Genomic DNA, 12,092 nt, shown 5'->3' with positions numbered 1-12,092 from the left:
CACTCCTCACTCCGCGAAGCTCAGGCCGGTCGGTCGACGCCGAGGTTCGTCCCACAGCAGGGTGACGTCGCGGCCGCAGTGTTCGTCCTCGTCGTCGAGTTCGCCGGCCTCCACCCGCAGGTCGCGGACCCGCGCGGGCAACTCCTCGCTGCGGATGTCGCCCAGTCGGCTGGCCATCGTGCCGCTGAAACGCCGGCTGGCGCAGATGGTCTCGGTGTCGGGGCAGGCGCAGGCCGTCCGCTGCCACAGCAGGACCGGCAGGCCACTCGCCACCGCGGAGCCGACCCGGTCCGGCTCTGTCCAGCGGCCCGCCAGCCCGAGCGCCAGCGGGCGATTCGCGGAGCGCAACCACGCCTTGAACTTCCGCAGTTCCCCGGTGCGGTGGGAGCAGTCGCGCCAGCTCATCGTGGCGTTCAGGTGGCCGGGACGCTCGCGAAGCTGTCGGGTCCGTTCCTCGATCATGCGCGGATCGGTGGTGTCGAACCATTCCAGGGCGCGCACCACGACCGGCCGGCTCCAACCGAGCGGTACCTGGTCATGGTCGTCGAGGGCACGCCAGGAGTCGACCGGCCAGCCGAGGTGACCACGGGGCAGCACGAACTCGACGGCGATCGTCTCGTACGTGGCGTGCGCCATCTTCCGGTACGCCTCGGGCAGGTGCTGCTCGACGGTCTCCTGGATCCTGTCCTCGGTGACCGTCTCCTCAAGGATCCGCTCGTCCAGGCCACCGTCGGGGTTCGTGGCGGTCCAGATGGTGACGTGGTGGGCCTTGCGCCCTTCCGCCGACGGCGCGATCCGGACCACCACCCACCCTGGCCGGGGACCGAGGTCGTCGACTGCCGGCTCCACCGGCGCCGCGTCCTCCGTATTCCACCCGTGTCGTCCCACCCATTCGCGCAGGGCGGCGCTGTGCTCGGGGGACTTCAGGCCGATCCGCCGCAGGAGGGTGACGACGAGGTCGACAACCTCGTCGTCGGGGAAGGTGGTGTTCACCGCCATCCACTCGACCATGGCGAGCACGCTGCTCATCGGTCGTTGCGGCAGGTCGGGGGTGAGCCGGGTGGGGTGCCCCAGCACCGCCGTCGGCAGCCGGCGCATGTCGGGGAGCGTCAGGCCGTCCAGGATGGAACGCAGCTCCCGGTACGCGATCGGATCGAACGGGCCGAGGCGCATGCGGTCGATGATGGGTGGCCAGTGCCGGCCGATCTCGTCGAGCGGCAGCACCACCCCGGTTCGCATGTCCGGGTCCCGGTCGGCGGAGATCACCATGCCGACGACCTCGTAGGTCCCCTGCACGTAGGCGGCCGAGCCGCTGTAACCGCGTGCCAGACGGGTGCCTCTGGTCTGGCTCGCGGTGGTCTGGCACGCCTGCCCGGCCAGCCGGGGGTACGCATCGGCGTGGAAGTGGGCGATCTGGCCGGTCTTCCGGTAGCCGTCGGGGAAGCCGAACGCACCGAGTTCCTGTCGTGCGAAGATCTCCACCCCGTTCAGTGGTGCGAGCCGCGCCGGCTCCACCTCCACGGGCTCGGTCAGGCGGATCACCGCGACGTCGCCCTCGTCGACCTCGCCTGCTGACCAGGGCCCCCGGAACACCACGTCACCGTCGAGGCCGCCGAGGCTGGGCTGCAGGAACGACACCCTGACGGCTGCCGCGTCACCCACTACGTGCGCGCAGGTCAAAATGTGTTGGGCATCGATCAGGAAGCCGCTGCCGGATCCGCCGGCAGCGTCGACTCGCACCTGCCACCGCGGTGCGGTACTCACCGTTGGGCGACCTCGGTGCGCGAGGCACCGCCCGACCAGCTGAGCTTGACCGTGAGGTGAGCGTCGACGCCCGTCCTGGCGAAGACGGCCCCGGCCTCAGTGGTGAAGTTGACCCCGAACTCGATCTCGATGTCGTCCGGTCGGTGGACGGCTTCGCGGAAGGTCGTGAGGGCTTTCTGCGCCGCGACGTTGATCTCTCGTAGACCCGCCTCGAATCGCTTCCGCGCCTCGACGATCTGGTCCGCACCGAGCCCCGCCTCACTGAAACCGCTCTCTCGCCTGTCGATTTCGAAGACGACTTCCTCCCCGTCCTCGGTGCGGACACGCATCAGCTCGGTTGGCATCAAACCTCCCATTGAAGCCCAGGTTCGGTTGAGCATCGACCACTGTGTACAAAGCCGCTGTCGGGTCGCTGACTCAACCTGCTCCTTGCGGCTCCGGATACGGAGGACCCTCCCGCTCGCGAACCTGTCTCGGGTGACCTATGTTCAGGGGGTCGCTCGCGTGGGAGGGGGTGTCGGGGTTGGGTCTACGGACCTTTATCGAGGGTTGGCCGGTCTACCGCCAGCTCACCGGCACCGACCCGCTGGGACGGGGTGCTGCGGCGAAGTCCGACGGGTCCCGTGCGCTCACCGCCCGCACCGAGGACGCTGATAGTGTCGCCCGGTCCGTCTGCCCGTACTGCGCCGTGGGTTGTGGTCAGCGGGTGTTCGTGAAGGACGGGCAGGTCAGTCAGATCGAGGGTGATCCGGACAGCCCGATCTCGCGGGGTCGGCTCTGCCCGAAGGGTTCGGCGAGTAAGAGTCTGGTGACCAGTCCGCTGCGGCAGACCACTGTCCGCTATCGCCGGCCGTACTCGACGCAGTGGGAGGATCTGGAGCTCGACACCGCGCTCGACATGATCGCCGACCGGATCCTCGCCGCCCGCGAGCAGACCTGGGAGGACGTCGACACGCAGGGTCGGCCGCTCAACCGGACGCTGGGTATCTCCAGTCTGGGTGGGGCGACGCTGGACAACGAGGAGAACTACCTCATCAAGAAGTTGTTCACCGCGATGGGGGCGCTCCAGATCGAGAACCAGGCCCGTATTTGACACTCCGCCACCGTCCCCGGTCTGGGGGCCAGCTTCGGTCGTGGCGGTGCGACGGATTTCCAGCAGGACATCGCCAACGCTGACGTGATCGTCATCCAGGGTTCGAACATGGCTGAGGCGCACCCTGTGGGTTTCCAGTGGGTGATGGAGGCCAAGCGCAAAGGCGCGAAGGTCTTCCACGTCGACCCGCGGTTCACCCGGACGAGTGCGGTCGCGGACACGTACCTGCCGATCCGGGCGGGCACGGACATCGCTTTGCTCGGTGGGGTGGTGCGCTACATCCTGGACAACGAGTTGGACTTCCGGGAGTACGTGCTGTCGTACACCAATGCGGCGACGATCGTCAGCGAGGAGTTCAGCGACACCGAGGACGGTGACGGTTTCTTCTCCGGCTTCGACCCGGAGACCGGCACCTACGTGCAGGACAGCTGGCAGTACGAGGGGCACGAGGGTTCGTCGGGCAGTGGGCACACCGCCCAGGAGCGGGACAGCGCCGCGGGGTTGACGCACGAGTCGCACGGCGCGCCGGTGGGTGGTCAGACCCGGCGCGACGAAACGTTGCAGCATCCGCGCTGCGTCTACCAGATCCTCAAGCGACACTTCTCCCGCTACACCCCGGAGATGGTGGAGCGGGTCTGCGGCATCCCGCAGGAGCAGTTCCTGGAGTTGGCGCGGGCGTGGACGGCGAACTCCGGCCGGGACCGCACCGGCATGCTGATCTACTCGGTGGGGTGGACGCAGCACAGTGTGGGTGTGCAGTACATCCGCACCGGCGCGATCATCCAACTGTTGCTGGGCAACATGGGCCGCCCCGGTGGCGGAGTCATGGCGCTCCGCGGCCATGCCAGCATCCAGGGCTCCACCGACATCCCGACGTTGTTCAACCTGCTACCCGGTTATCTGCCGATGCCGCACCACGCCGAGCACCCGAGCTTCGACGAGTGGGTGGAGAGCATCCGCCATCCGGGGCAGAAGGGGTTCTGGGGTAACGCGCGGTCGTTCGCCGCGAGCCTGCTCAAGGCGTACTGGGGTGACGCGGCGTCGCCGGAGAACGACTTCTGCTACGGCTACCTGCCCCGGCTGACCGGTGATCACGGCACGTACCAGCAGGTGCTCAACATGATCGACGGGAAGATCAAGGGGTACTTCCTGCTCGGGCAGAATCCGGCGGTCGGGTCGGCGCACGGCCGCGCGCAGCGGCTCGGGATGGCCAACCTCGACTGGTTGGTGGTCCGGGACCTGTTCATGATCGAGAGTGCGACGTTCTGGCAGAACGGTCCGGAGGTCGCCACCGGGGAGATCGTGCCGGAGGAGTGCCGCACCGAGGTGTTCTTCCTGCCGGCCGCGTCGCATGTGGAGAAGGAGGGCACGTTCACCCAGACGCAGCGCCTGTTGCAGTGGCGGGAGAAGGCGGTCGAGCCACCGGGTGACGCCCGTTCCGAGCTGTGGTTCTTCTATCACCTGGGCCGCAAACTGCGGGAGAAGCTGGCCGACTCGCCGCTGCCGCGCGACCGGGCGCTGCTCGACCTCACCTGGGACTACCCCACGCACGGTCCGCGCGCGGAGCCGAGCGCCGAGGCGGTGCTGCGCGAGATCAACGGGTACGACGTGGCGACCGGCCGCCCGCTGTCCGGCTTCGCCGAGGCCCGCGCGGACGGCTCCACAGCGATCGGTTGTTGGATCTACAGCGGGGTGTACGCGGACGGGGTGAACCAGGCGGCCCGGCGCAAGTCCCGGCACGAGCAGGACTGGGTGGCCGCCGAGTGGGGGTGGGCGTGGCCGGCGAACCGGCGCATCCTCTACAACCGTGCGTCCGCCGACCCGGACGGCAACCCGTGGAGTGAGCGCAAGCGCTACGTGTGGTGGGACGCGGAGAAGGCCGAGTGGACCGGCTACGACGTGCCGGACTTCGAGAAGACCAAGCCGCCGTCGTACCGGCCGCCACCCGGCGCGTCCGGGCCGGAGGGCATCGCCGGCGACGACCCGTTCGTCATGCAGGGCGACGGCAAGGGCTGGCTGTACGCGCCCAGCGGTGTCCTGGACGGGCCGCTGCCGACGCACTACGAGCCGGTGGAGTCGCCGGTGCGTAACCCGCTCTACGGTCAGCAGGCCAACCCGACCCGCAAGATGTACGCGCATCCGGTGAACTCGGTGAACCCGAGCCCGCCGCAGGAGCACGCCCAGGTGTTCCCGTACGTGTTCACCGTCAGCCGGCTCACCGAGCACCACACGGCCGGCGGGATGAGCCGGACGGTGTCGCCGCTTGCGGAGCTGCAACCGGAGATGTTCGTGGAGGTGTCTCCGGACCTGGCCGGCGAGGTGGGGCTGACGCATCTGGGTTGGGCGCACCTGGTCAGCGGCCGCGCGGTGATCGAGGCGAAGGTGCTGGTCACCGACCGGCTCACTCCGCTGCGGGTGGACGGTCGGATCATCCACCAGGTGTGGTTGCCGTACCACTTCGGTTTCGAGGGCCTTGTCACCGGTGACTCGGCCAACGACCTGTTCGGCATCAGCCTGGACCCGAACGTGCTGATCCAGGAGAGCAAGGTCGGCACCTGCGACGTGCGGCCGGGCCGGCGTCCCACCGGCCGGGCGCTGCTCGACCTGGTGGCCGACTACCAGCGGCGCGCCGGGATCATCCCGGGCCAGCATGCCCCGGCCGTGACCACCGACAACGAGGGGAAGGAGCACGGTGCTTCCTGACCCGAACAGCCTGTACGGTCCGCTGGACCCGGCACCCGAGGCAGGCTATGAGAACGCGCCGCCCCGGATGGGTTTCTTCACCGATACCAGCGTCTGCATCGGCTGCAAGGCCTGCGAGGTGGCCTGCAAGGAGTGGAACGGCGTGCCGGAGAGCGGCCTGGACCTGCTCGGCATGTCGTACGACAACACCGGCGCGTTGACAGCGAACTCGTGGCGACACGTGGCGTTCATCGAGCAGCCGCGCCCGGCCGGGCAAGACGCGCCGTCGGCGGACGTTCTCGGCGCGCCGGTCGACGCCGGCCCGGACCGGCCGGCCGATGCGGGGACGGGACCGCAGTTCCTGGGGATGCCGGGGGCGCAGCCGCCGGGCCGGGGCACGGGCGTCGAGGAGCGCACGGATTTCCGGTGGTTGATGATGTCGGACGTCTGCAAGCACTGCACCCATGCGGCCTGCCTGGACGTGTGCCCGACGGGTTCGTTGTTCCGGACGGAGTTCGGCACTGTGGTGGTGCAGGAGGACATCTGCAACGGGTGTGGGTACTGCATCTCGGCGTGTCCGTACGGGGTGATCGATCAGCGTAAGGACGACGGCCGGGCGTGGAAGTGCACGCTCTGCTACGACCGGTTGGGTGCGGGCATGACTCCGGCGTGTGCGCAGGCGTGTCCGACCGAGTCGATCCAGTACGGCCCCCTCGACGACCTGCGCGAACGGGCCGCCGCCCGGGTGGCGACGCTGCACGACCGGGGGGTCCCGGAGGCGCGCCTGTACGGGCACGACCCGAACGACGGTGTCGGTGGTGACGGGGCGTTCTTCCTGCTCCTTGACGAGCCTGAGGTGTACGGGCTGCCGCCTGACCCGGTCGTGACCACACGGGACCTGCCGAAGATGTGGAAACGCGCCGGCCTCGCCGCGCTCGCCATGGCGGCGGCGACCGTCGCCGCGTTCGTCGGAGGATCCTCATGACCCCACCGGGCCCCGTGGGCGACCGGTTCCGTCGCTTCCGGCAGCGGCTCGCCGCCGAGGGCAGCCACCAACCACACACGAGCGACGAGCGACCCACCGCCGCGAGCGACCGGAACGTCGCCAGCGGCGACGGGTCCGCCAACAGCCGCCGCGGCGACCTGACGACGCGGCGAACGACCGAAGCATCCGGCCGCCGACGCAGGCGGCGCGGTGGTGGCGGCGAGGAACTGCGGGTGCCGGAGGCCGAGTTCACCTCCTACTACGGTCGGCCGGTCCTGAAGGGGCCGGTCTGGAAGTGGGACATCGCCGCGTACCTGTTCACCGGAGGGCTGGCCGCCGGCTCGTCGCTGCTCGCCGCCGGTGGGCAGCTCACCGGGCGGCCCGCGCTGCGGCGCGCCGGTCGGGTCACCGCGTTGGCTGCCGTCAGCGCCAGCGCCGTCTTTCTGGTCAAGGACCTCGGTCGGCCGGCGCGGTTCCACCACATGCTGCGGGTGGCCAAGCCGACCTCGCCGATGTCGATGGGCACCTGGATCCTCACCGCGTACGGGCCGGCGGCGGGCGTCGCCGCGATCGCCGAGGCGGCCGGCGTGCTGCCCCGGCACGGTCTGCTCGGGTTGGCCGGTCGGGCGTTGCCGCCGATCGGGCACGCCGCCGGGCTGATTGCCGCCGGCACCGCGCCGGCGCTGGCCACGTACACCGGGGTGTTGTTGGCCGACACGGCGGTGCCGTCGTGGCATGAGGCGTACCCCGAGTTGCCGGTGATCTTCGCGGGCAGCGCGCTGGCCAGCGGCGCCGGCGTGGGTCTGCTCGCCGCGCCGCCGGCCCAGGCCGGGCCGGCCCGGCGGATGGCGGTGGCCGGGGCGGCCCTGGAGCTGTACGGCGCGCATCGGGTGGAGACCCGCCTCGGCCTGCTCAGCGAGCCCTACCGGTTGGGCCGGCCGGGCCGGTTGCTGCGCGCCGGGCGGCTGTTGACCGCCGGCGGGGTGGCGGGCGCCCTGCTGGGTCGGCGCAGCCGGGTGGTCGGGGCGCTCTCCGGCACCGCGCTGCTGGCCGCGTCGGTGCTGACCCGGTTCGGCATCTTCTACGGCGGCGTCGCCTCGGCCCGCGACCCCCGCTACACGGTGGTGCCGCAGCGCGAACGGGTCGAAGCGCGGCGAACCGGCATGGATCTTCCATCTGATCGGGCGGTCCCGCCCGCGGTGTGATCGAATGTCCGGTGGAGGCGTTCAGGCGGCTGGTGCCCCTCCCGGTCTTCAAAACCGGAGTGGTCCGGGACCCGGGCCAGGCGGGTTCGATTCCCGTCCGTCTCCGCCACACCGCTTGCAGGAGATGACGTGATGGGCGACGGCCCGGTGGACCCGCGACGCCGGGTGCCCCGTACGGACACGCTGCTCGCCGACCCGGTGCTGGCCGCCGCCGCCGCGAGCCTCGGCCGGGAGCAGGTCAAGGCTGTCGTCAACCGCGTGCAGGACCGCGCCCGCCGCGGTGAGCTCGACCCCGACGAGGTACGCGACGCGGCCGTCGCCGCGCTGCCCACCCCCGGCCCCCGGGCGGTGCTCAACGCCACCGGTGTCGTGCTGCACACCAACCTGGGCCGGGCGTCGCTGTCGCCCGCCGCGGTCGCCGCGGTGGTGGCCGCCGCCGGGCACACCGACGTCGAGTTGGACCTGGCCACCGGCCGGCGGGCCCGCCGTGGCCGGGGCGCGCTCGACGCGTTGGCCGCCGCCGTGCCCGACGCGGCCGCCGTGCACGTCGTCAACAACGGCGCCGCCGCGCTGGTGCTGGCCGCCACGGCGTTGGCCGCCGGCCGGGAAATCGTGGTCAGCCGGGGCGAGCTGGTCGAGATCGGCGACGGCTTCCGCCTGCCCGACCTGCTGGAAAGCACCGGCGCGCGGCTGCACGAGGTGGGCACCACCAACCGCACCACCCTCGCCGACTACGCCGCCGCACTCGGCCCGCAGACCGGCTTCGTGCTCAAGGTGCACCCGTCGAACTTCCGGGTCACCGGGTTCACCTCCGCCACCGGGGTACGGCAACTGGCCACGCTCGGGGTGCCGGTGGTCGCGGACATCGGCTCCGGGCTGCTCGGCGCGGACCCGCTGCTGCCCGACGAACCGGACGCGGCCAGCACCCTGCGCGCCGGCGCCGCGCTGGTCACCGCCAGCGGCGACAAACTGCTCGGCGGGCCGCAGGCGGGGCTGCTGCTGGGTGACGTCGAGGTGATCGACCGGCTGCGTCGCCACCCACTGGCCCGGGCGCTGCGGGTGGACAAGCTCACCCTGGCCGCGCTGGCCGCCACAGTGCACCAACCGAACACCCCGACCCGGGTGGCGCTGCACGCCGACCCCGGTGCCCTGCGCGAACGGGTGGAGCGGCTGCGCGACCGGCTCGGCGTGGACGGCCGCAAGGCCGAGGTGGTGCCGGCCGTCGCGGTGGTCGGCGGCGGCGGCGCCCCCGGGGTGGAGTTGGACTCGTGGGCGTTGAGCCTGCCCGAGAGGTACGCGGTGCCGCTGCGCACCGGAGACCCGCCGGTCCTCGGTCGGGTGGTGCGCGGCCGGCTCCTGCTCGACCTGCGCTGTGTGCCCGCCGACGCCGACGAGGCCGTCCGTGAGGCCGTGCTGCGCGTACCCGGGGACGACTGAGTCGTGTTCGTCGTCGCGACCGCCGGGCACGTCGACCACGGCAAGTCGACACTCGTCCGAGCGTTGACCGGGATGGAACCTGACCGGTGGGCCGAGGAACGCCGCCGGGGGATGACCATCGACCTGGGTTTCGCCTGGACGACGCTGCCGTCCGGCGGCACCGTCGCCTTCGTCGACGTACCCGGGCACGAGCGGTTCGTGCCGAACATGCTCGCCGGCGTCGGCCCGGTCCCGGCGGCGCTGATCGTGGTGGCCGCCGACGAGGGCTGGATGCCGCAGTCCGCCGAGCACCTGGCCGCGCTCGACGCGCTCGGTGTCGCGTACGGCCTGCTGGCGGTGACCCGCGCGGACCTGGCCGATCCGGGGCCGGCGACGGCGCACGCCCGTGCCGAGATCGCCGCGACCAGCCTCGGCGCGGTGCCGGCGGTGGCGGTCAGTGGCCTGACCGGCGCCGGCCTGCCGGAGCTGCGGGCCGCCTTGGACCGGCTCGCAGCCCAACTGCCCACGCCGGTGGTGGACGACCCGGTCCGGCTGTGGGTGGACCGCAGCTTCACAGTGCGGGGCAGCGGCACCGTCGTCACCGGCACCCTCGGCGCCGGTCGGCTGCGGGTGGGCGACGAGCTGGAGCTGGCCGGCGCCGACGAACCGGTCCGGGTCCGTGGCCTGCACTCCCTGGGCGAGGCCCGCGCGGAGGCGGGTGCGGTCGCCCGGGTGGCGGTCAACCTGCGCGGTACGCCCCGCGACCGGCTGGGCCGGGGCGACGCGTTGCTCACCCCGGGCCGGTTCCACCACACCGACCTGGTCGACGTCCGGCTCGCCGGCGACCCGGCCGCCGACCTGCCGGCCACCCTCACCCTGCACGTCGGGTCGGCGGCGGTGCCGGTGCGGGTGCGCCCGCTCGGCCCGGACACCGTCCGGTTGCGGCTGGCCCGCCCGTTGCCGTTGCTGGTGGGTGACCGGGCGCTGCTGCGCGACCCGGGCCGCCACCACGTCAGCGGTGGGGTGCGGGTGCTGGACGTGGCACCTCCACCGCTGGGCCGACGGGGTGCGGCCGCCGCCCGCGCCCAGGTCCTCGCCGAGTTGGACGGTCGACCCGACCTGGCGGGGGAGCTGCGCCGTCGCCGGCTGGTCCGGTCCGGCGCGTTGCTCCGGATGGGTGTGCCGGCGCAGAACGGGCCGGCGTACGCCGAGCCGGTGGCCGGTGACTGGTTGGCCGACCCCGCCCACTGGCGGCGACTCGGCGAGCAGTTGACCGAGGAGGTCGCCCGGCACGCGCGGGAGCACCCGTTGGAGCCCGGGATGCCGGTGGACGCGCTGCGTCAGCGCCTCGCGCTGCCCGACCGGGTGCTGGTCGAGGCGCTGGTCCGGCCGCCGCTGCGGATCCACGCCGGTCGGGTCGGGGCGGCGGGCGCGGACGCGCTGCCCGAACCGGTGGCCCGGGCCGTGCAGCGGGTCCGCGCCGAGTACGGCGACCGGCCGTTCCGGGCCCCCGAGGCGGACCGCCTCGTCGACCTCGGCCTGGGCCCCCGGGAGATCGGCGCCGCGGTGCGGGCCGGCGCGCTGCTGCGGCTGGCCGACAACGTGGTGCTGCTGCCCGACGCGCTCGACGACGCGGTCCGGGTGTTGGCAGGGCTGCCGCAGCCGTTCACCCTTTCCGCGGCCCGGCAGGCGTTGGACACCACCCGCCGGGTGGCGGTGCCCCTGCTGGAGTTGCTGGACCGGCGGGGCGCGACCCGTCGGTTGCCCGACGACGCCCGGATCGTCGTCACCTGAGCGGGCGCCACGACCGGGTCGACCGCTGTCAGTCCAGGTCGGACATGTCGAGCACGAAGCGGTAGCGGACGTCGTTTCGCCGGAGGCGGTCGAGTGCCGTCTCCACCTGCGCCGACGGGAGCACCTCGACGTCGGCGGCGATGCCGTGGTCGGCGCAGAACTGGAGCATCTCGGCTGTCGAGCGGCGGCCTCCGCTGCCGGCGGAGCTGAGCTTCTTGCGGCCGACAAGCAGGTCGGTGGCCTGCACGGTGACCGGGCCCAGGTACCCGAGCAGGCTGAGCGTGCCGTCGATCGCCACCAGCTTCACATAGGGGGCGAGGTCGTGTGGTGCGGAGATGGTGTCGATGACGACGTCGAAGGTGTCTCGTGCCGTGGCCATCCGTCCGGTGTCGGTGGAGGCGATGAGGTCGTGTGCGCCGAGCCGGCGGGCGTCGTCGCGCTTGTCCTGCGTGCGGCTGATGACGGTCGTGGTGGCACCGAGTGCGACGGCCATCTTGACCGCGAGGTGGCCCAGGCCGCCGAGCCCGGCCACGGCGACGCGACTGCCGGGGCCCACACCGAGGGCGCGCAGCGGTTCCCAGACGGTGACGCCGGCGCACAGCAGCGGGGCGGCCGCGGCCGGGTCGAGGCCGGCGGGCAGCGGGTAGGCGAAGGCGTCGCGGACGACGTAGTCGCGGGAGAAGCCGCCGAATGTGGTCGAGCCGTCCTGCCGGTCGGTGCCGCTGTAGGTGAGCGTCGGGAAGGAGTGGCAGAAGTTCTCCTGTCCGGCCGCGCACATCGCGCACACGCCGCAGGAGTCGACGATGTTGCCCACCGCGACGCGATCGCCGACGGTGAAGGCGGTCACCTCGGGGCCCGTCTCGGTCACCACGCCGGTGAATTCGTGACCGGGCACCAGAGGCGCGTCCACGCGCTGATCGTGGTCGTTGAGGGCGTGCAGGTCGCTGTGGCACACGCCGCAGTGCTCGATCCGCACCGCGAGGTCATCGGGGCGCAGGTCGCGCCGCTCCAGCAACGTACGGCGCAGCGTGGTGGGGCCGGTCGCCTGCCATCCGGTGGTCGTCCGCATCGGTGAACTCCTAAAACAAACTGTTCGGTCTGTTTCACCGTAGACCCCATCGCGGCGCGTAGCAAACCAACCGTTCTGTTTGCT

General features: G+C 72.0%; 8 protein-coding genes and 1 tRNA gene. 6 read left to right on the top strand and 3 right to left on the bottom strand.

Annotated features, from left to right (window positions below; genetic code table 11):
* Positions 1 to 6 precede the first annotated feature (6 nt).
* Both OH804_RS11805 and OH804_RS11800 read right to left on the bottom strand, forming a co-directional pair.
* Positions 7 to 1,764, bottom strand: coding sequence for a trypsin-like peptidase domain-containing protein (locus OH804_RS11805; protein ID WP_196923060.1), 1,758 nt, complete (start codon positions 1,762 to 1,764; stop codon positions 7 to 9).
* Positions 1,761 to 2,108 (bottom strand): CU044_2847 family protein, encoded by a 348-nt coding sequence (locus OH804_RS11800; protein WP_196923061.1) that lies wholly within the window; start codon positions 2,106 to 2,108, stop codon positions 1,761 to 1,763. Before OH804_RS11800 ends, OH804_RS11805 begins: the two co-directional genes overlap by 4 nt.
* Positions 2,109 to 2,287: 179 nt before the next feature.
* On the opposite strand from OH804_RS11800, the gene fdh reads away from it, so the two are divergent.
* The 6 genes from fdh (at position 2,288) to selB (ending at position 10,939) form a co-directional block, all read left to right on the top strand.
* Positions 2,288 to 5,560: a formate dehydrogenase gene (gene fdh / locus OH804_RS11795; RefSeq protein WP_406065038.1), complete on the top strand. Its 3,273-nt coding sequence runs from the start codon at positions 2,288 to 2,290 to the stop codon at positions 5,558 to 5,560.
* The gene (locus tag OH804_RS11790) at positions 5,550 to 6,524 is read left to right on the top strand and encodes a 4Fe-4S dicluster domain-containing protein (protein ID WP_196923064.1); all 975 of its coding nucleotides are present in this window, start codon (positions 5,550 to 5,552) and stop codon (positions 6,522 to 6,524) included. The genes fdh and OH804_RS11790 overlap by 11 nt, the downstream gene beginning before the upstream one ends.
* Positions 6,521 to 7,729 (top strand): NrfD/PsrC family molybdoenzyme membrane anchor subunit, encoded by a 1,209-nt coding sequence (nrfD, locus tag OH804_RS11785; protein ID WP_406065035.1) that lies wholly within the window; start codon positions 6,521 to 6,523, stop codon positions 7,727 to 7,729. The genes OH804_RS11790 and nrfD overlap by 4 nt, the downstream gene beginning before the upstream one ends.
* Positions 7,730 to 7,742: 13 nt before the next feature.
* A tRNA-Sec gene (locus OH804_RS11780) sits at positions 7,743 to 7,838 on the top strand.
* A gap of 23 nt (positions 7,839 to 7,861) precedes the next feature.
* Positions 7,862 to 9,166, top strand: coding sequence for an L-seryl-tRNA(Sec) selenium transferase (gene selA, locus OH804_RS11775; RefSeq protein WP_406065033.1), 1,305 nt, complete (start codon positions 7,862 to 7,864; stop codon positions 9,164 to 9,166).
* A gap of 3 nt (positions 9,167 to 9,169) precedes the next feature.
* A complete protein-coding gene (gene selB / locus OH804_RS11770; RefSeq protein ID WP_406065031.1) occupies positions 9,170 to 10,939 on the top strand; it encodes a selenocysteine-specific translation elongation factor in 1,770 nt (589 codons plus the stop codon).
* Positions 10,940 to 10,967: 28 nt separating this feature from the next.
* Here selB and OH804_RS11765 read toward each other — a convergent pair whose 3' ends face one another.
* Positions 10,968 to 12,008, bottom strand: a complete 1,041-nt coding sequence (locus OH804_RS11765) for an NAD(P)-dependent alcohol dehydrogenase (RefSeq protein WP_406065029.1) — start codon at positions 12,006 to 12,008, stop codon at positions 10,968 to 10,970.
* Positions 12,009 to 12,092: the final 84 nt, after the last annotated feature.

The sequence above is a fragment of the Micromonospora sp. NBC_00860 genome (assembly GCF_045207375.1).
Classification (GTDB): Bacteria; Actinomycetota; Actinomycetes; order Mycobacteriales; family Micromonosporaceae; genus Micromonospora; species Micromonospora vinacea.
Note: the sequence above shows the minus strand (reverse complement) of the source record. Positions and strands in the feature narration are given on the sequence as shown.

What these genes read in the sequence shown, in the direction of transcription:
- nrfD (WP_406065035.1), top strand. Translation starts at nt 6,521, where the DNA reads ATGACCCCACCGGGCCCCGTGGGCGACCGGTTCCGTCGCTTCCGGCAG.
- OH804_RS11765 (WP_406065029.1), bottom strand. Translation starts at nt 12,008, where the DNA reads ATGCGGACGACCACCGGATGGCAGGCGACCGGCCCCACCACGCTGCGC.
- selA (WP_406065033.1), top strand. Translation starts at nt 7,862, where the DNA reads ATGGGCGACGGCCCGGTGGACCCGCGACGCCGGGTGCCCCGTACGGAC.
- OH804_RS11800 (WP_196923061.1), bottom strand. Translation starts at nt 2,108, where the DNA reads ATGCCAACCGAGCTGATGCGTGTCCGCACCGAGGACGGGGAGGAAGTC.